The organism is Psychrobacter alimentarius (genome assembly GCF_001606025.1).
Classification (GTDB): domain Bacteria; phylum Pseudomonadota; class Gammaproteobacteria; order Pseudomonadales; family Moraxellaceae; genus Psychrobacter; species Psychrobacter alimentarius.
Map to the genome: position 1 here is coordinate 422,374 of NZ_CP014945.1, position 20,694 is coordinate 443,067.

Annotated in this window: 15 protein-coding genes; 7 read left to right on the forward strand and 8 right to left on the reverse strand. The window is 43.3% G+C overall.

Going from position 1 to position 20,694, the window contains the following annotated elements; translation table 11 throughout:
• Positions 1-37: 37 nt before the first annotated feature.
• Positions 38-2,248, forward strand: a complete 2,211-nt coding sequence (locus A3K91_RS01795; protein ID WP_062843749.1) for a carboxy terminal-processing peptidase — start codon at positions 38-40, stop codon at positions 2,246-2,248.
• A 551-nt stretch (positions 2,249-2,799) separates the two neighbouring features.
• On the opposite strand, the gene A3K91_RS01805 is transcribed toward A3K91_RS01795, so the two are convergent.
• Positions 2,800-3,285 (reverse strand): FKBP-type peptidyl-prolyl cis-trans isomerase, encoded by a 486-nt coding sequence (locus tag A3K91_RS01805; RefSeq protein ID WP_062843751.1) that lies wholly within the window; start codon positions 3,283-3,285, stop codon positions 2,800-2,802.
• A 331-nt stretch (positions 3,286-3,616) separates the two neighbouring features.
• Between A3K91_RS01805 and A3K91_RS01810 the strand changes: the two genes are divergently transcribed.
• Positions 3,617-5,581: a M61 family metallopeptidase gene (locus A3K91_RS01810; RefSeq protein WP_062843752.1), complete on the forward strand. Its 1,965-nt coding sequence runs from the start codon at positions 3,617-3,619 to the stop codon at positions 5,579-5,581.
• 163 nt (positions 5,582-5,744) lie between these two features.
• Here A3K91_RS01810 and copM read toward each other — a convergent pair whose 3' ends face one another.
• Positions 5,745-6,596 carry a CopM family metallochaperone gene (gene copM, locus A3K91_RS01815; RefSeq protein WP_062843753.1) on the reverse strand — a complete coding sequence of 284 codons (852 nt, stop codon included), beginning with the start codon at positions 6,594-6,596 and terminating at the stop codon, positions 5,745-5,747.
• Between the two features lie 372 nt (positions 6,597-6,968).
• Positions 6,969-7,583 carry a pseudouridine synthase gene (locus A3K91_RS01820; protein WP_062843754.1) on the reverse strand — a complete coding sequence of 205 codons (615 nt, stop codon included), beginning with the start codon at positions 7,581-7,583 and terminating at the stop codon, positions 6,969-6,971.
• A 471-nt stretch (positions 7,584-8,054) separates the two neighbouring features.
• Here A3K91_RS01820 and icd point away from each other — a divergent pair, with 471 nt between their 5' ends.
• A complete protein-coding gene (gene icd / locus A3K91_RS01825; RefSeq protein ID WP_062843755.1) occupies positions 8,055-9,314 on the forward strand; it encodes an NADP-dependent isocitrate dehydrogenase in 1,260 nt (419 codons plus the stop codon).
• Positions 9,315-9,602: 288 nt separating this feature from the next.
• Here icd and A3K91_RS01830 read toward each other — a convergent pair whose 3' ends face one another.
• Complete coding sequence (locus tag A3K91_RS01830) at positions 9,603-11,822, reverse strand: NADP-dependent isocitrate dehydrogenase (RefSeq protein WP_062843756.1); 2,220 nt, start codon at positions 11,820-11,822, stop codon at positions 9,603-9,605.
• Positions 11,823-12,554: 732 nt separating this feature from the next.
• On the opposite strand from A3K91_RS01830, the gene A3K91_RS01835 reads away from it, so the two are divergent.
• The 4 genes from A3K91_RS01835 (at position 12,555) to A3K91_RS01855 (ending at position 17,007) form a co-directional block, all read left to right on the forward strand.
• Positions 12,555-13,916 (forward strand): GNAT family N-acetyltransferase, encoded by a 1,362-nt coding sequence (locus tag A3K91_RS01835; RefSeq protein ID WP_062843757.1) that lies wholly within the window; start codon positions 12,555-12,557, stop codon positions 13,914-13,916.
• Positions 13,917-13,969: 53 nt separating this feature from the next.
• Positions 13,970-14,473, forward strand: coding sequence for a chorismate--pyruvate lyase family protein (locus A3K91_RS01840; protein WP_062843758.1), 504 nt, complete (start codon positions 13,970-13,972; stop codon positions 14,471-14,473).
• Between the two features lie 444 nt (positions 14,474-14,917).
• Complete coding sequence (gene glyA / locus A3K91_RS01850) at positions 14,918-16,174, forward strand: serine hydroxymethyltransferase (protein ID WP_062843760.1); 1,257 nt, start codon at positions 14,918-14,920, stop codon at positions 16,172-16,174.
• Between the two features lie 92 nt (positions 16,175-16,266).
• Complete coding sequence (locus tag A3K91_RS01855) at positions 16,267-17,007, forward strand: type 1 glutamine amidotransferase (RefSeq protein WP_062843761.1); 741 nt, start codon at positions 16,267-16,269, stop codon at positions 17,005-17,007.
• A gap of 145 nt (positions 17,008-17,152) precedes the next feature.
• On the opposite strand, the gene A3K91_RS01860 is transcribed toward A3K91_RS01855, so the two are convergent.
• From A3K91_RS01860 to A3K91_RS01875, 4 genes are all read right to left on the reverse strand, one after another.
• The gene (locus tag A3K91_RS01860) at positions 17,153-17,851 is read right to left on the reverse strand and encodes a ZIP family metal transporter (protein ID WP_062843762.1); all 699 of its coding nucleotides are present in this window, start codon (positions 17,849-17,851) and stop codon (positions 17,153-17,155) included.
• Positions 17,852-18,047: 196 nt separating this feature from the next.
• Entirely contained in the window at positions 18,048-19,322 is a 1,275-nt protein-coding gene (gltS, locus tag A3K91_RS01865) for a sodium/glutamate symporter (RefSeq protein ID WP_062843763.1), read from the reverse strand.
• Between the two features lie 108 nt (positions 19,323-19,430).
• The gene (locus A3K91_RS01870; RefSeq protein WP_062843764.1) at positions 19,431-19,805 is read right to left on the reverse strand and encodes a barstar family protein; all 375 of its coding nucleotides are present in this window, start codon (positions 19,803-19,805) and stop codon (positions 19,431-19,433) included.
• 1 nt (position 19,806) lies between these two features.
• Positions 19,807-20,565, reverse strand: coding sequence for a ribonuclease domain-containing protein (locus A3K91_RS01875; protein ID WP_062843765.1), 759 nt, complete (start codon positions 20,563-20,565; stop codon positions 19,807-19,809).
• Positions 20,566-20,694 lie beyond the last annotated feature (129 nt).

Here is a 20,694-nt window from a genome sequence, read left to right on the forward strand (position 1 = left end):
AACAGACAATATTAACTTAAAATAACTAGGTACATATATGAAAAAACAACCAGCGCAGTGGTTACTCAGTGCAGCGTCAGTGGGTGTGGCCGGTATTATACTTGCTCAAAGCTATGGCACCGCAGTAGCAGAAACCAATACTGAGGGTTTTGTACAGACACCAGAACAGAAAATCACCACTCGTCAGGTTGCAGCTTTGCTGGATCGAAGTCATTATCTCAATCAGCCATTAGATAGTAAGACTGGTAGCGAGATTTTGTCTATGTATATTGATAGCCTCGATACCAACCACACGTTATTTTTACAATCTGATGTGGATGAGTTTAAGAAAAAATACGGTGATGATTTTGGCGATCGTCTCAAGCGCGGTGATTTGTCTGCAGGGGTAGACGTTTTTGAGCGTTATCGCAAACGTTCAAACGAATATTTTACCATGGCAAGTAAAATGCTAAAGACGGATATCGATTTGACTGGTAATGAAACCATCGTGCTCGATCGTGAAAAACTGAATCATTTTAAAACCAAAAAGGAGCAGCGCGACTATTGGACGCGTCAGCTGAAATTTCAGTTGATGAGTATCACATTGGGCCAAGAAGATGAAAAGGCCAAAGAAAAAGTATTTTTGAGTAATCCAGATATCACGCGCGGACAGGATCTAGTACGTAACGATCAGCGTACGCCTAGTGAGATTTTACAAAATCGTTTATCACGTCAGCAAGAGCAGTTCAAACGTCTCACCAATGATGAGATTATGGAAACCATCTTAAATACGGCAATGCTGACCTATGATCCACACAGCAACTATTACGCACCAGTACAAGCAAATGAATTGCAGATTCAGTCTAGCTTACAATTAGAAGGTATTGGTGTCTCCATTCGCCCTGACCGTAAAAACCCAGATTATACCCGTATTGTCACATTAGTCGATGGCGGTCCAGCAGCCAAATCGGGTCAGATTAAGCCCAATGATTTGATCATTGGTATCGCCAAAGATGGTGAAAACATGACTGATGTGGTCGGCTGGTCAACGCGTGAGATTGTCGGTTTGATTCGCGGCAAACGCGGTACATCAGTGACGATCAAGGTGCGTCAGCCTAATGCACCTGACGCTAGTGCTCGTAACGTGACCGTGGTTCGTGACATTATTCAACAAGAAGAATCTGGTGTCACTCATCGCGTGGTAGAAGTGCAGCGCCCCAATATTGATAAAACGCCAAAACGTATAGGCGTTCTTGAGATACCAAGTTTCTATTTAAATTATCGTGCTCGTCGCAATGGAGAAGATTATCGCAGCGTGAGTATCGATACCGAAAAAGCATTAAAGGCATTGAACGAAGAAAATATCGATGGTTTGGTTGTCGATTTGCGCAATAACCCAGGTGGCTCCTTGGATGAAGTTGCCAAGATGCTGGGCTTCTTTATTAAGAGTGGGCCGATGGTACAAATCCGCGACAATCGCGGCAATGTGCAAGTCTATCGTGATGATGATGGTGGCGAGCAACTCTATGACGGTAAGATGACCGTGATTACCAATTTGGCTTCTGCCTCTGCCAGTGAGATATTTGCTGCTGCTATTCAAGACTATGGCCGTGGATTGGTTGTCGGTAGCACGACCACTGGTAAAGGCTCAGCTCAGATTCAGCTCGACAATCTAGCGCTGGGTTCAGCGACATTGACTCAGCGTAAATTCTACCGTGTCACTGGTGGTAGTACGCAAAATAAAGGAGTTGTGCCTGATGTTGAATTGGTCAATATCTATGATGACGCAACCTTTGGTGAGCGCGCGCAAAAAAATGCCCTACCTTGGGATACTATTAAGACAGCGCCCTACAAACCTGAAGGTAAGTTTACCGATACGACGCTTGCGACACTCAATCAGCAGTCTAAAATTCGTCAAGAGCAAAACCCACAGTTTGTGTATCTGTCCTCATTGAATGATATTCGCGATATGGAAGACGAGAAAAAACCCATCCTCCTTGATATCAATAGTCGCCGCGCTAAGATGAAATTGATTGAAAAGCGTTCGTTAGAAGCTGAAAACAAACGCCTTATCGCAACTGGCGAACGTCCATATACCAATTGGAACACCTATCAAGCGGCAATGGATGCAAAATTCGAAGAGCGTAGCCGAATGAAAGCTATTGAGCGTCCAGAGTTGCCTGAAGATGAAGCCTTTATTAATGAAGCGGCTTATCTTATGTTAAGCGCCGACCCTGAAGCAACAGTGAGTCCCAAAGAGAAGCTATAGATAGCATTATCCAATTCATGTAAGCATATGCTTACATGAATTGACGCTTCAACCTCTTACTAACCATGAGCCAATCTGCGATTATAAACGTACGGCATGATTGAACGGAACGGTTCATTGGTACTAGGGATTGGTATCTTAAAGGTCGTATCAGGGATAGATGGTTTAGTAATTAAGGATGATAAGGCTGGATGCCTGTTAGTTATAAGATATCTCGGGATTAGGTATTGTATAACGTTAACATGGATGGTTGATGATAAAAGCCGCATGATGCTCGTCATTATGCGGCTTTGTTATGTCTGAAAAAGCATAATTTGTATCAAGCTGACATTATGTTAATGGCATCGGTTTAATAATGTTTCGCTTATCTTTAGTCCATAAAAAAGGCCAGTAGACTTAGCTACCGACCTTTTTAGATTAAATAACCTGCTCAATAAGAAAAAGTCATTTAATACCTCTACACGATATTCTAAGAGAACGAATCATTCCAAAAGAAAAAAGTGCTCTAAAAAACATCAATACTCTAAACGAGATTAATGCCCTAGAAGAGATTAGTGCTCAACGCCACCTGCGCCATGTACATGGCCATGGTTTAGTTCGTCTTCAGTTGCTGCACGTACTTCTTGGATTTCAACATCAAAAGTCAAACGCTTACCAGCTAATGGATGGTTTGCATCAACCGTTACTTCTTGATCGTTTACATCAGTAACTGTCACTAGCATGACTTGACCACCAGCTTCTGACTGGAATTGCATACCAGGCTGGATATCATCAACGCCTTGGAAGTTGTCACGTGGTACATGTTGTACCGCTTGTTCTTGATACTCGCCGTAACCATCAGCAGGCTCAACAACGGCGTTTACTTTTTCGCCAGCAGATTTGCCTTCTAGTTGTTGCTCAAGACCTGGAATGATGTTGCTATGGCCATGTAAATAAGCAAGTGGCTGACCTTCTGGTGACTGGTCAAGGATGTTGCCTTCGTCGTCTTTTAGAGTGTAATTGAATGTGACGGCGGTGTCTTTTGCGATAGTAGTCATAAATTATCCTAAATATATCTATGTAAAAAATTAAATACGGTTGCAATAAACCTAAAAAATCCAATCAGCAAGCCCAGTAGGCACGTCATTAGTCAATTATCATCAGTTTATTTAAGTAACTTTAGCAGTTAGCATCTTTAATTGCGATGGGTCCCATAACTTTCAAGGCAAAAACAAGAAAAAATGCTATTTAATCTGAATAAATGGTTTATTTTCTCAAAATAGAGACAGTTTTTCCTTGTTTGACTGCGTGAAACCGCTGTTCACGGTTTGTCAGTTGCGTTTTTTGGTCAGTGCTTCTACCATGAAGATAAAAATAAGGATAAAAAATATGACTTCATTTAATTCTAAGGCTAAGCATCTGTCAGTGGACACGGCTACTGATGTGGCTAGCGCAAAAAACAATACAAAAGCTGATATTCGTTATCAATTCAACTTTGAGCGCTTTTTGGAGCATCTGGTTGATGTATCGCTTAGCTTTACCGCCCTGACAGCATCCCCTAAGCTTTGGCTACCAGCATGGATACCGGGCAGTTATTTGATGCGCGAGTTCGCTCGAAATATCACCGCAGTTCAGTATCGTATTCTTGAGGGAGACAATGCCTCTGACGCCTACCGAGCGCAAAAAACAGATAAAAACACATGGCAGCTACCACAAGTCAAAGTAGGGCAGACGGTAGTCGTGGACTATGAAGTCTACTGCTACGATTTATCGGTGCGAACTGCTTACGTCGATCAACAACGTCTCTACGGTAACTTCACCTCGTTGGCACTCGCAGTTGAGGGGCAGGAGCTATCGCCAATAAAGGCAAGCTTACTTGTGCCTGCCACATTTTTGGCGGACAAAGAAACCAGTCGTGTACGCTTAGCGTGTGGTTTAACCTCGACCCATTTGAGCTTTGAGGAATCACAACATGACGGTCAACATAGCTATGGGTTACAAGTAGATAATTATCATGAGTTTATTGATTATCCGTTTGAGATTGCAGAGCAAGATACGTTCGACTTCATTGTTCATGATGATACCCATCAGACGCTACCACATCGGTTTTTTCTCTCAGGTAAGCACCATGCCAATATGGGCAGGTTGCAGCAAGATGTGACTCAGATTTGTCAGACGTATCTAAACTGGCTCGGTGATGCGCCCTTTGATAATTATACTTTTATGACGTTTGCCAGCGGTCAGGATTATGGCGGCCTAGAGCATATTAATTCTACTAGCCTGATTACACCGCGCCGTGACTTACCAAGTATCGATGAACCCGCGATACCCAGTAGTGACTATCAACGGTTTTTAGGACTATGCAGCCATGAGTATTTTCATGCATGGTGGGTCAAGACCGTACGCCCTGATGTCATGCTAGAAGTCGATTTGCGCCGTGAGGCTTTTACGCCACTACTATGGGTCTTTGAAGGGTTCACATCTTATATTGATGACTTTATGTTGCAAGCATCAGGGGTGATTGATCAAGCAAGTTATCTTAAGCTACTGGCTGAGCAAATCAATCGCTATTATCAAACCCCAGGTCGCGCTTATCAAAGCGTTGCAGAGTCGAGTTTTGATGCGTGGATTAAACTGTACCGCAGCGATGAGAACACAGGCAATGCAGGTATCAGTTATTATAATAAAGGGGCGCTGGTTGCGTTGTGTCTGGATTTGATGCTGCTACAAAAGAGCGCTGGTCGCTACCGTTTATTTGACGTGGTCAAAGCTTTCTATAATCAAGCTAAGCAAAATGACAATAAACGCATTGGTATCAGTAGTGCTGATATGGGCGTGGTGATCGGTCAATTTATACCACTTGCAGATTGGGAAGATTTTGAGCGGCGCTATGTCAATGGCGTTGAAGAGCTACCCATTGAAGCCATGCTGAGAGAAAGTGGGGTCAAACTTCGTACCAATACCAAAGAGACCTCTGATAAACACGTGCCTTGGGGCATACGATGTACTGAAACACCAGCAGGTCTTAAGATCAATCGCGTACAGCGTGATAGTGCGGCTGCCAAGGCTGGCCTTTCAGCACATGACGTTATCGTTGCCATTGATGGCATCAAAGCCACCAGTAAGCAATTGGGATCACTCAATCAGGCAGATCGCGATGTCGAATGTCATCTGTTTCGTCGCGATGAGCTGATAGCGGTTAATGTACGACCTAAATCGGCGCAAGTCACCGATGAACAGGCTTTAACACCTTATAAGGTCAGTCTACATCTAAGTGAAGAGGGCGATGAGCCGTTACAGAATGTAGGGAGCTGGCAGACATGGTTAAATGTCATGGAGCGTTATCAAAGTTAAAGTACTTTTTTAATGATTGTCTACAATGAAGCCCAAAAACAAAAACCCCTGCTAACCAGTAACAGTTAGCAGGGGTTTGCTGTTGTACTTATCCAGTTTTTTGATAATTCATAGTTGAGTCAAAAATAAATGCGTGAACAACAAGCGTCTGAGCATTAAGGTTTTAAGAAATGCTCGATTGTGCGCCGTCTTCGTTTTTACTAAGCGTTCCGTTTTCGTTAGACTTAATGCTTTCACTCATGTCATCATTTTCACTAAGCTCGTCGTTATTACTTTCATTCGCCTCAACGTCTGCAATCCACTTTTGCATCAACTCAATCTCTGGTTGCTGAGCAGTGATAACATCTTGTGCCAACTGACGCATTTCTTCATCAGTACCATATTTCAACTGAATTTCTGCCATTTCTACTGCACCAATGTGATGGGGCAGCATACCGCGTACAAATGCCACGTCAGGCACGGGGTCAGCAATGCCCAATACCATTTTGCCGTTCAATATATCCATACTTCTTGCATACTCTTGCTGCATGGCTGCGGTATTGGGTTTGGGTTTGGAGACATCAGGGTGGCTGGCAAGCCATTTGTTTAAAATATCAACTTCAGCTTGCTCAGTGTCAATAATGTTTTGAGCCAGTTGACGCATGGCATCATCATTGCCATATTTCAGCTGAATTTTCGCCATGTCAATCGCGCCATGATGGTGGCCGAGCATTGATTTGGCAAAAGCCGTATCAGGATCGTTATACCCCATGCCAATCATCATCTCATCGTGCATTCTGGTCATGGCTCTTGTGTAATCTCTCAGCACGTCGGTCATTTGCGTGTCATTGATGTCATCTTGATTTTCTATCGACGTTTCATCTTCGTTACTGGTTTCTGTAACCTCAGGGACTGGCGGTGCGGTGATCTCTTCAGAAGCAGCTTCATTGTCTTTCGTTGTCGGCTGGCAGGCACTCAGTATGAGCCCAACAGAAAAGCTGGTAGCCAACAAGACAAAACGACGAGAAGCAATCATGACATATCCCTATTATAAAAATTTCAATGCAAATGGGTGAGATTGATTACACACAATCCATAAGGGTATAAATTCTAGCAGATGAACCTTACTAGTTCGAGACTCTATGTTTAACAGGTCGTAATATATTTACTTAGTATCGCCATTTCGACATAACATCGATATGTTGAGAATATCGAAGGCCATGCGCGACTGGAATAAATTTTCCTTACGTGCTGTTAATACAGAGGCTGCGAAAAATTTATCCCAGTCGTGCGGTCTCATTTTTAAAGTAAATTAACTGTATTAGAGTGATTTATTGATAGATAAATCGTATTGATTGGCATGAGCAGTTAAAAAAGTCGCTAAACATGAGTCATTGAGCAAGATGAATCAATCGATAAGCCCTAACTGCTGACAGCGCTCATTATTGAGATGAATACGCACAAACTCACCAACTGCCAAATCACCCAATTCAAATCCAGCGACCGACCAGCGAATCAAGCGTAAGCAAGGCAGCCCAACATGTGCGGTCATGCGCCTTACTTGACGGTTTTTACCTTCATAAATAGTCAGCATCAGCCAAGAATCTGGCACACTTTTGCGTTCACGTATCGGTGGATTACGCTGCCAAAGTGGCATTGGTAATGTCTCTTCACTGACGTGTTTAACGTCGGCCGGCAAGGTTTTGCCATCTTTAAGAATGACGCCCCGTCTAAGCATATCAAGTTGCTCAGTAGTAGGAATGCCTTCAACTTGTACCAAATAGGTTTTACCTTGTTTACGTCCGGCATTGGCTTTTGGTGGATGAGTAATCGCTTTGTTCACTCGGCCATCATCGGTCAAAATCAATAAGCCTTCTGAAGTAGCATCCAGCCTACCTGCGACCCGTAAAGACTTATCCGTAAAATAGTGAGACAAAGTGGTGTGGTCGTTGTTGCTATCATTACGAAACTGACTTTGTACTCCATAAGGCTTATTGAATAAAATGAGACTAGAAGTCGACATAAAATGGTGTGTCCTAAAGATAAATCATGGGTGAATCAGCGTAGAGTACATCTGACCAAATGGTATTTGATATTAAAAATGAAGCCGAAAAGATCGGCTCTGAATTACTATAGTTTACATATTGGCCTATAAAAATAAGGCATCATCATTATGGCAGTGGTATCTATATGATCCATTCCCGCCTACAAGCGCTACGCTAGAAAACTGATGGTTAAGCCTTCTATTTTAGTACAATATTCAAGACAGTTTGTGCCTTTTTCTATATTGCTTATGCCAGAGTTGATCGATTTGATAAACAGTTAAATTATGAAAAACTCGTGGTGACTATAATGGGCAATACCATATTGCAATGGTTTTACTCATCGATATTTTTAGCGAACGAGCGTTCTCATCACAATACAATTGCCCGCACTGGCAAAAAAGTACCAAATATGCTTGTGATACCTGATATACAACTAAGGAGATTTATCCATGGCCTATGATAAGGTTATCGTACCAAGAGACGGAGAAAAAATTACTGTAAACGCTGATTTGTCGTTAAATGTGCCCAACAATCCTATCATTCCATTTATCGAAGGGGATGGCATTGGGGTTGACATCACACCTGTCATGATAAAAGTAGTGAATGGGGCGGTAGACAAAGCTTATCACGGTAAAAGATCTATCATTTGGATGGAAGTATATTTGGGTGAAAAAGCGGCTAAGGTTTATGATGGTGAATATTTACCAAGTGAGACGCTAGAGGTTTTAAAAGACTATATCATCAGTATCAAAGGTCCATTGACCACCCCAGTTGGCGGTGGCTTTCGTTCATTAAACGTGGCAGTACGTCAGGAGCTTGACTTGTATGTGTGTCAGCGCCCGGTGCGCTGGTTTGAAGGAGTGCCAAGTCCCGTTCGTCAACCCGAACTGACTGATATGGTGATTTTCCGCGAAAACGCAGAAGATATCTATGCAGGTATTGAGTGGGAAGCCGGCAGCGATGAGGCCAAAAAGGTCATTAATTTCTTAGAAAAAGAGATGGGTGTGACCAAAATCCGTTTTTCAGAGGATTGCGGTATTGGCATAAAGCCTGTATCAAAAGAAGGCTCACAGCGTCTCGTACACAAAGCCATTCAGCATGCTATCGATAATGACCTACCAAGTGTGACCTTAGTGCACAAAGGTAATATTATGAAATTCACCGAAGGCGCATTTAAAGAGTGGGGTTATGAGGTAGCGGCAGAGAGCTTTGGTGCAGCGCTGTTGGATGGTGGCCCTTGGATGACCCTAACTAATCCGAAAACGGGTAATGACATCGTTATCAAAGATGTCATCGCTGATGCGTTCTTACAGCAAATCTTGATGCGCCCTGCTGACTACTCTGTGGTGGCAACCTTAAATTTAAACGGCGATTATATTTCTGATGCGCTAGCGGCGCAAGTGGGCGGTATTGGTATCGCGCCAGGTGCCAATAAGGGCAACGCTGTCTCTGTCTACGAAGCGACTCATGGTACAGCGCCTAAATATGCTGGGCAAGATAAAGTCAATCCCGGCTCGTTGATTCTGTCTGCTGAAATGATGCTACGCGATATGGGATGGACGGAAGCGGCTGATCTTATTATTAGTGGTATCCAAGGCGCGATTGCACAAAAGACAGTGACTTATGATTTTGAGCGCTTAATGCCAAAGGCGACCTTACTCAGTACGTCTGAATTTGGTGACGCGGTGATTAAGCATATGGACGCTTAATCCATCAGCGAGCTGAACAAGCGGTTACCAAATGCTAGACAGTCTAAGCAAACCACTAAAAAAGCCATCTTCCCTTAGGTAGATGGCTTTTTTACGACAGGAGTTATGTAGACAGGTTGGTTTAAAAATAGAGTGCACAAAAAAACACCCCTCAGATTTAGAATCTTTGGGGTGCCTTTTATTGATTCTGACTGATGCTTGGATAAAAGCTTTTAAGTACCTATCACTTAACCTAAGCTCAGCACATGATCAAAACGTTCTTATCATGAAGCGCTTACAAAGAAATGCTTACAAAGAAGCCAATGCTTCATTAAATAACGTGCTTGGACGCATGATTTGTTCAGCCAGTTTTTCATCCGCCATGTAGTAGCCTTTGATATCTACAGATTTGTTTTGAGCATTATTCAACTCTTTAACAATCGCTGCTTCATTAGCTTCAAGCTTTTGAGCCAACTCTGAGAATTGTGCTTTTAGCTCAGCATCTTGATCTTGTGCGGCCAGCTCTTCTGCCCAGTACATTGCCAAATAGAAATGACTGCCGCGGTTGTCAAGCTCACCTGTTTTGCGTGATGGTGACTTGTCATTTAACAACAGTTTTTCAGTGGCTCTATCAAGCGTGTCTGCCAAGATTTGCGCTTTTGCATTGTTGTCATTTTTGGCCAAATGCTCCAAAGAGACTGCCAATGCTAAAAACTCGCCCAATGAATCCCAACGTAAGTGGTTTTCCTCGATAAGCTGCTGAACATGCTTTGGTGCAGAACCACCAGCGCCTGTTTCAAACAAACCACCACCCATCATGAGTGGAACGACAGACAGCATTTTGGCACTTGTTCCTAGCTCTAGGATTGGGAATAAGTCAGTAAGGTAATCGCGTAAAATGTTACCGGTCGCAGAAATCGTGTCAAGACCACGAGCAACACGCTCTAAGGTATAACGCATGGCGCGAACCTGAGACATGATTTCGATATGTAGACCTTCGGTATCATACTCTTTTAGGTAGGTTTTTACCTTTTTGATCAGCTCGTTTTCATGTGGACGGTATGGGTCTAACCAAAAAATAACCGGGGTGTTAGATTCGCGTGCACGGCTGACAGCAAGTTTTACCCAATCTTGAATAGGATCGTCTTTGGTCTGACACATACGCCAGATATCGCCCTCTTCAACACGTTGCTCAAGCAATACTTCGTCGGTATCAATATCAACGATACGTGCGATGCCATTATCGCTAGACTCAAACGTCTTATCATGTGAGCCGTACTCTTCTGCTTTTTGAGCCATCAAACCAACGTTCGGTACAGTACCCATGGTGGTTGGATCAAAGTTACCATGCCATTTACAGAAATTGATCATTTCTTGATAAATGCGGGCAAAGGTAGATTCTGGCATGACCGCTTTACAATCATACATTTTGCCATCAGCGCCCCACATTTTACCGCCTGCACGGATCATGGCTGGCATAGATGCGTCGACAATGACGTCACTTGGCGAATGGAAGTTGGTGATGCCTTTGGCTGAATCAACCATCGCAAGACGTGGACGATGCTCTTGGCAAGCATGTAAATCGTTTTCGATTTCTTCACGTTTGCTGGCTGGTAGCTCAGCGATTTTTTCGTACAAGCTGGCCATACCGTTGTTGACGTTGATACCCAACTCTTCAAACAATGCAGCGTGCTTTTTGAAAGCGTCTTTATAGTAGATTCTAACCGCATGACCAAACACGATAGGATGCGATACTTTCATCATGGTGGCTTTTACATGCAATGAAAACAAGATACCCGCTTCGCGGCAGTCTTCCATTTCTTGCTCATAAAAATCAAGCAACGCTTTTTTGCTCATGAACATAAGATCGATAACTTCTTTGTCAAGCAAAGCGATTTTTGGCTTTAATACTTTGGTCTCGCCAGCGTCAGTCACCAACTCCATACGTACAGTGCGTGCCTTGTCTAAGGTTATAGATTGCTCACCGTCATAAAAATCGCCACTGTGCATGTGCGATACGTGCGTGCTTGACCACTGTTTCCACTCACCCATAGAATGCGGATGCTTGCGAGCGTAGTTCTTTACGGCTTTTGGCGCACGGCGGTCTGAGTTGCCTTCACGTAAAACAGGGTTGACTGAACTGCCCAAACTTTTGCCATAACGCTTACGAATCTCTTGTTCTTCTTCCGTTTTAGGATCATCTGGGAAGTCAGGAATGGCATAGCCTTTGCTTTGTAGTTCTTTGATAGCAGCGCGTAGCTGTTGTACAGAGGCACTGATGTTAGGTAGCTTGATGATGTTGGTGTTTGGATCTTGCGTCAGACGACCAAGCTCAGCCAAGTTGTCCGGAACACGTTGATCTTCCGTTAAGTAATCAGGGAATTCAGCCAATACACGTGCGGCAACAGAGATATCACTGGTTTCGACAGAAACGCCTGCCGTTTGTGTGAATGCTTTAACAATAGGTAAAAATGATAAGGTTGCAAGCGCTGGGGCTTCGTCAGTTTTTGTATAAATAATTTTTGACATTTTAGTAGTGTCTTCCTTTAGGCTAGAGTTAAAAATAAAATAAAGCGCAAATATGATGTTGAATATGTTTTAACAAATACTATATTTCAACAAATATTATGCATGGTGAACGACGCGATTAAGTTCATCATATCTGGCTTCTCAAAATTTTTTGAAACTGCTGAACACGTCTCTTTTTAATTTTCACTAAACTTGTGCTTTGAGACTGCATGCTACTACTGGGCCGTTAATCCACTATAAATCATCTTTGCTGTCAATCTCATATAGTGAACTAAGTATACTGTTTTCGCTCATATCCTATGTGTTTGAATTATATTAAGCTAATAACAACCTTATTCTACCAGCCATCCGCTTCAATATCATCTTTTCCATACAACTCCTGCCTTTTTGTCTGAAGAAAAAGGCGGGATGGCTAAGAGGATTTTTTGAAGTCTTTGAGCGATAACGCTTATAAAAGGCAAGGGTAGTTAGCCCAGCACAACGTGATTTTAATGGCGTCCCTTCTATTTTATTGCAGCTTGATTGTCTTTTTATTGACCGCTAAACAAAGTATTATTCAGCATCCACATCATTATAATAAATGATCATAATAAAAAACCACCTATATAGCTGTAGGTGGTTTTTTGTTGAAGCGGTCATCAATTTTGCAAATTGTGACAGCAAATAGGCAAAAATTTGCTAGGCTAGATGACTGATCGATAGAATATCGGCAAACATAGAGTAAGCAAAAGTATGAATTTAAAATACGCATTGATAAGCGATACCAGTTGGCAAGACCAAGCAGATTGGCAGACACCAGACACGCCTTTTATGTCTTTTGCTTTTTGGCAAGCACTCAGCGATACGGGGGCGATAGGTGAGCAGGCTGGCTGGTTGCCCATATTTATTTTGGTTTATCGCGATACAGACAGCTTGGTAGATATGGCAATAGATGAGTCTGTAGAGAGTGACCGTCATGATGTTGATCAAAGTCCTACTACACCGATTGCTGTATTGCCCGTATTCATAAAAGGTCATCACCGTGGCGAGTTTGTGTTTGATCATTCATGGGCGGAGGCCTATGCGCGCTACGGGGTGGATTATTATCCTCGGCTGGTGACAAGCGTGCCTTATACCCCGATTACAGGTCAGCGTTTTTGGTTGGTAAAAGGGGAAACCTTAGATCATGATATTTTTAAGACTGCTATCGCAGGCGTCGATGATATTGCGCAGCAAGTGGGCGCGTCAAGCTGGCATGGCTTGTTTGTCACATCAGAGATGGCGGATGTCGCAACTGCTTCCATGCCGACAGGCCTTGATATAGAGCTTGCTATCGCAGCACAAGAAAACGGTATAGAACCTGTGCCTATCGAGATGCCGATACTAGAGCGGCAAGGGTGTCAGTTTTTGTGGCAAAATAAAGACTTACTCAGAAACAGTCAGCCTTTTGCAGATTTTGATGCGTTTTTGATGACCTTAAAAGCCAAAAAGCGCAAGACTATCCGCGCTGAGCGCCGTAAGGTGTCTGAGCAAGGTATTGTCTGTCAACGTAAATGCGGCGATGAGATTAGCGATGAGGATTGGAAAGCCTTTTATCATTGTTATGTCATGACATATGCCGTGCGCGGTCAACAGCCGTATTTGACCATAGATTTTTTTATGGCATTGGCGCAAAATATGTCTGAGCATTTGATGCTAGCACAAGCGCTAAACGACCACGGCGAAATTATTGCCAGCAGTTTGTTCTTATATGATGATCCTAACAGTGACAGTACTGGTCATAGGCCCACCTTATATGGCCGTTATTGGGGGGCACTTGGTGAGTACGATAGCTTGCACTTTGAGTTGTGCTACTATCAAGGTATTGAGTTTGCCATCGAAAAAAACCTGACGTATTTTGATCCAGGTACTCAAGGCGAGCATAAACTGATTCGTGGTTTTATTCCAACGATGACGCACTCCTTACATCGCATTTATGATGCGCGTTTTGTCCCAGCGATTAGTAATTTTTGTACGCAGGATCGACAGCACATGGCACAGTATCGTCAACAAGCGTTTGAAGCCTTGCCATTTAACGCTGATAATATGCCTGACTTTGATACCAGTCGTTTTTGATGCTCAGAACTATATTTGCCTCTATTCTACTATTTTTTAACTAGCTAACGACTATGCCCAGTAAGCCTTTTTCTTGTTCCAATCTTCTTTCTCCACCTACCGAGCTATTGTCATGGTTAACGGTCGATGGCTCGTTGACTGCCGTGCTAGAAATCAAAGCAGGGCAGCCGCTGCGTGTAGAGCGCACTTTTGAAGGGTATCGGTCAATGTCGTTGATACAAAAACGACAGCTAGGTGTACAAGGCGCGATGCTGGGTCGCCCTATGCTGGCTTGGGTGCGTGAAGTAGAGCTGTATGGCAATGATGAGCAGCCATGGGTAAAAGCGCAAAGTATTTTCCCCATTCCTAGTCTGACAGGTCGGGCACGTCGCCTACAACAACTTAAAGGTACACCTATCGGCTACGTATTATTTAAGCGCAGTCGTACTTTGCCAAACCAACGCTTTATCCAACAGACAAGTGAGGGCTGGCAGCGGCAGACGCGATATGATTGGTATGGTCGAAAATTAATGATTAGCGAAATATTTTTGCCTGCGTTTACATCTAGTGAAACGTAAAAAAATTTTATGGCTATATAAACATAAAAAACTGTAGGGTAAGGGATGTATAGTGAGTAAATCCTTTATTCTATTGGCTATTTATCTGTATTATATCGCCATTTAATTTGCTCATCTTAAGGTGAGCTTTTTTGCGCTCTTCACACAAATTTTCATGTTACACTTACGCTTTCGCGATGATGTCGATGCAAATGTATATCGATTTTATTGACGGATCGGTCAAGTTAATGGCAGGTCAATTGCCTGCGTTTATTCTTATTTTAATCATTGCTGATAGACTTATTCACAATTATGGTCATACCATAAACAGCATGCAAAAACAGAGTGTGCAGAAGTATCAAGCATACTTCGGACGACGTTAACGCAGTAGTTGTCTTATTGTGGGCAGGCTATAAGCTTTTTTTAATGATACTTCCAACGACAGTCACTACTTAGGACATTACTATGTTTAAAGATATTTCTATCAAAGCGTTTGATCCCGTACTTGCTGAAGCGATGGCTGCAGAAAGCGTTCGTCAAGAAAATCATATCGAATTGATTGCCTCTGAAAACTACTGCTCACAAGCAGTGATGGAAGCACAAGGCACTGATCTAACCAACAAATACGCTGAAGGCTATCCTGGTAAGCGTTACTACGGTGGTTGTGAGCATGTCGACGTGATTGAGCAATTGGCCATTGATCGTGCAAAAGAGTTGTTCGGTGCCGAATACGTGAACGTCCAGCCACATTCAGGTAGTCAAGCAAACTCTGCAGTATTCTTAGCATTGCTTGAAGCCAACGATACAGTACTTGGCATGAGCCTAGACGCAGGCGGTCACTTGACGCATGGCGCGCACATCAACTTCTCAGGTCTGAACTACAATGCAGTACAGTACGGATTGGTAGAAGGCACAGGTCTTATCGACTATGATCAAGTAGATGCGCTAGCACGTGAACACAAGCCAAAAATGATCATTGCTGGTTTTTCAGCGTATTCACAAGTGGTTGATTGGCAGCGTTTCCGTGACATCGCTGACGAAGTCGGTGCTTACCTACTAGTAGATATGGCGCACGTTGCTGGTCTGGTCGCTGGTGGCGTATACCCAAGCCCAGTCCCTTTCGCTGATGTCGTGACTACTACAACGCATAAAACCCTACGTGGTCCGCGTTCAGGTCTGATCTTGGCTCGTGATGAAGTGTTGGCTAAGAAGCTAAATTCAGCGGTATTCCCAGGCAACCAAGGTGGCCCATTGATGCATGTTATCGCTGCAAAAGCGGTTTGCTTCAAAGAAGCGCTAGAAGATAACTTCAAAACGTATCAGCAGCAAGTGGTTAAAAACGCGCAAGCTATGGCAAAAGTCATCCAAGATCGTGGCTATGAGATCATTTCTGGTGGTACTGAAAACCATCTGATGCTGATCAGCCTAGTGAAGCAAGAAATGACGGGTAAAGAAGCGGACAAATGGCTTGGCGATGCACACATCACGGTCAATAAAAACGCCGTACCAAACGATCCAAAATCTCCATTTGTGACCTCTGGTATTCGTATTGGTACGCCAGCGATTACCACTCGTGGCTTCAACGAAGCGCAAGCGGGTGATTTGGCAGGCTGGATCTGTGACGTGCTAGATAGCCGTGGTGATGAAGCTGTGGCGACTGAAGTACGCGGTAAGGTAGAAGCAATCTGTAAAGAGTTGCCAGTGTACGAAAAAAACCAGTAAGCGTTAATCGGCTTTAACTCACACTGTATCAAATAAAAAACCGCTTAGCGTTTGCTAGGCGGTTTTTAGTTTATTCATACAAGGATAATTTGATGGGCTTACGTATTCATGCTTTGTACCATGTTGATTTTGAAGAACTTAGCTATATTAAACAGTGGGCAGACAGTCAAAATCATAGCATTACTGTGACTAGATTTTATGAAAATGATCCGATACCAGCTCAAGACAGTTTTGATTGGTTGGTGATTATGGGTGGCCCAATGAGCATTCATGATGACGCAGAGTTTGCGTGGCTTGCTGATGAGAAACACTTCATTCATCAAAGTATTGACGCAGGTAAAACGGTGATCGGTGTTTGCTTAGGGGCACAGTTGATAGCAGACAGTTTGGGAGCAAAAGTTGCGCCATCAGGCATAAAAGAGGTGGGTTGGCTACCCATTCAATTGACCAAACAAGGCTTGAAGCATCCTTTACTAACAGACCTACCAAAAGATGAATTCACTGTATTTCATTGGCATGGTGATGGCTTTGATTGTCCTAAGGGCGCGACGCCAATCGCAACGTCACATGCTTGGGCAAATCAAGGTTTTATTTATCAAACACCCAAGCACGAAGAGTTAGGGACATGGGTGCTTGGCTGGCAATGTCATTTTGAAGTTACCGAAAACAGTATGGTAGATATGGTGGCGCACGGACAGGACTATATACAAGATGCCATAATTGATTATCCTGACTTTGTTCAATCAGGTAATGATATAGTAGCGTTGGGTGATAAGTATATTAAAGATAACAACGCATGGCTTTCAACAATGCTAAACAACTTGGCAAGATGACGCTAATGAGTTGTGAAGAGAGAATTCTTAGTCTAAAAGCATGGGAAGCATGACAGAAAAGTAAGTGACTTAAGATTGAAAAAAAACCGCTTAGCGTTTGCTAGGCGGTTTTTTTGGATATTTTTACATCAATACGATTAAAACCCTAACCCCCAAGCTGACTTAAGCCTAACGCCATAATCAGGCCAACGGCGGCACTAATACCCGCCCAATGATTGTCGCGTTTAAACGCCGTCGGAAAGACTTCGGTCGCCAGTGAGGCAATGACAGCACCCGCTGCAAAGCAATTGATGGCACTTAGTATTATTTTATCGACGTCCGCAAGCAGCATTTTACCTAAGATAGCAGCAAGTGATAATAAGATCGCTGCTCCAATCCAAAGCATTAATATCTTCTTATGACTGTTACCAGCTTTACGCATCTCTTTTGCGCCACCTGCGGCTTCTGGAAGGTTGGACAGCAAAATAGAACCAGCCAAAGCAGCGACTTGCATCACGTTTCCACTAATGAGTGATACGCCTAGCGCTAAGTTTTCAGGCACACCGTCGAGCGTAATAGCAGCCAGTAAGCCTGCGCCACCTTTAGAGTTTAGTTTTTCATCAATCAAGTAATCAACACCCGCAAACACCAAAGCGCCCAGTAAAGTAAAAGCCGCTGTGACCCAGATACCACTATCAGCAAGGGAGGGCTGTACCAGCTCTATCACGACCGATATCATCAGCGCACCGCCAGCGATTGCTAATAAATTGCCTTCTAACCAAGCTGGCAGGTGACCATACAAACCCCAAAGCGCTCCTACGATAAGCGCGCCTGAGACCACGACAATAATTGCAAACATCAACATAATTGGCCCTTATTTTTTAGCTACAATACTGATAACGCTTAATCGTTTTTCTGTCATTATAATTTGAGTAATGACGATAGAACGGGTCATCTCTAATCGGTTTAATTAAAGGTTTGTGCAAAACAAAACCCCAATCATCCATAAGACAATTGGGGCTTATTATGTATCACGAAAGCGGATACAAAGTCAGGTGATTTTACATGAAAGGCAACTTCGTAAATATCTGCAATACCGTGGCGTTAACGATATCAACGAAGAAAGCACCAACCATCGGCACAATCAGAAACGCTTTAGGTGAGGGCAAATAACGGTCAGTAACGGCCTGCATATTGGCAATCGCCGTTGGTGTCGCGCCCATACCAAACCCACAATGTCCTGCTGACAAGACAGCCGCATCATAATCTTTGCCCATGACTTTGAAGGTAATAAAGTAGACATAAATGATCATGATAACTGTTTGTACGAGCAAGATTACCAATACAGGGCCTGCCAAATCAGTCAACTGCCACAGTTTTAAAGACAATAGCGCCATGGCCAAAAACAGACTCAAAGAAGCATTACCGAACACATCAATAGACCGATCAAACATATCAAAATTAAATACAGTCGTTAAGACATTGCGAATAATCACGCCGCCTGCCAGTGCCCAAACGAAGGTAGGCAGCTCAAACCATGTGCCTTCAGCCACAAGTGTCATAACTTCAGCAAAAGCCAACGCGCCTGCAAACAACGCCAATGTCTCAATGGTAGAAGAGGCCGTAATAAAGCGCATACTATCAGGTCTTTCAAAAATCTCTTTATTACTGTGTGCTGAGTCTTCATCGTGCTTGGTACTATAAAGTGATTGCGCGTTCGCAACCTTTTCGATGTCGCTAGGATTTGGATTAGCAGGGGTTGGTTTTAGACCAAGGTTTTGAATCAAACGCTTTGCCACTGGTCCACCGATAATACCACCAGCGACCAGACCATAAGTGGCCACTGCGATACCAAGCGTCGTTGCACCAACCACGCCATATTCTTGTTCTAAAGTAATGCCCCATGCACCAGCCGTACCATGACCACCCGTCAGAGCGATAGAACCTGTTACCAATCCAAGTAACGGATCAAGACCCAGTACGCTTGCCATAGCGACACCAACGATGTCTTGCAATACAATGAAGACCGACACCACAATCGTAAAGATCAATAACGGTGTTCCACCTGCTTTTAATCGACTGAAATCAGCACTCAAACCGATAGAAGCAAAGAACATCAGCATCGTCGCTGTCTGTAAGCCTTGATGAAAGTTAAAACTGTATCCCCAAACGATATTGAGAACATAAACCACAATGGCTGCAACCAAACCACCAGCGACCGGTTCTGGAATGTTGAAGTCTTCTAGGAACTTAATTCTTCTTACTAAAACGCGCCCAAGTAGTAGCACTAAGGTGGCCAGTATCAGCGTGTAATAGCCGTTTAAGGTAATTTCCATATGTTAATCCTTTCTATACAAATGAATTAACCCGCATTCGGGATAAATATGGCTTTATCTCGAATTCAGGTTGATATGATGATTCGCAGTTAAGCCGTTTTTGTCAGATTAAACGTTGTCCGCGGCTGGCATAATAACCCACAATTGCGGCTTACCAAAATCTCTGTAAGCATCTTCAATGATGCGCTTAAAAGTATTAAAATCTTCAGTATTGATTGTTTCTACCGTTGCTAGATTCAGCATTAGGTAAGACACAGAGCTGTCTGTTAGGCAGTCCCATGCGCTATCCCAATTGGGCGAAAAGTAGCAAGGAAAATCACAAGCATGAGCCAAATTTGTTAATAAAGTGGTTTTATCTAATGTCTTGTTTACAGGTATGTTAACAGCCTGTGCCAAAATGCTAGCACTTAGTGCTGTACCTTTTTGGTTAATGTGGTTTTGATCAAGAAAATTTTGACTAATATAATAAATGGCTTGGCTCATTTCATTTCACCTGTAATCTGCGGAAACTCTCGTAATGATCAACGGTTAAATAGTAGACAGTTGGAGGATAGCCACCAGTGACGATACGCCGCGCACCGCGATGCGACAAGCCAGGGGTAGGGACTGTGTATTCCCGATAATAGCCTTGCGACTGTGCGGGCAGTTTGCCTTCACGATTATAAAAGGTCGTGCCGTCTTTTTGCGGATACGGAAATGGGCCGCCTTGCTGAATCAGCGTAAGGGTTTTGTCTACTTGCGCATCACCTGTGACATTGAGAGTAGACGCTTGGGCCGAGGTTTCGGAGAATGAGTGTGATACCGTAGGCTTGGCACTATCAATAAAGAGAGATGATGTTAAGTCCCCAAAGACATACACGGCAACCGCGATAACCGCCATGATAATAAATAAAGTAGATACAACGCTCTTTTTGGGTTGCTCATGGCGGCGAGTGCTTAGATCGTCTTGAAAGTAATGCTTGCCTTGAAAGTACTGATTTCGGGCAGTAGGGCTGAATGCATGCTGAGGAGGAGCAACGTCCATATCCTCTAATATACTCAGGGAAGAGGAAGTGACTTCTGTGGCCCTTAACTGGTTCTTAGCATTGCGCTCACTATTGAAGTATACCTGTTGACCAATAGAGATAGGGTGCGATAAGCGCACTTTACTCACGTGAAAAAACACGTCTTCATTTTGATTGTCTACCTCGATAAATCCGTAGCCTTTTTCTTGATACCAGCGCTTAATTTTGCCACTCTGCATGGGCCCCGTTTCCTATAAAATCATCTATGACGATGCAAAAAATAATAATAGCACTGTCAAATATATCGAGCGCTAATAAAAAAACGCCAGCGATTGGGCTGACGTTTTTTTATCGATTATACTGTAAAT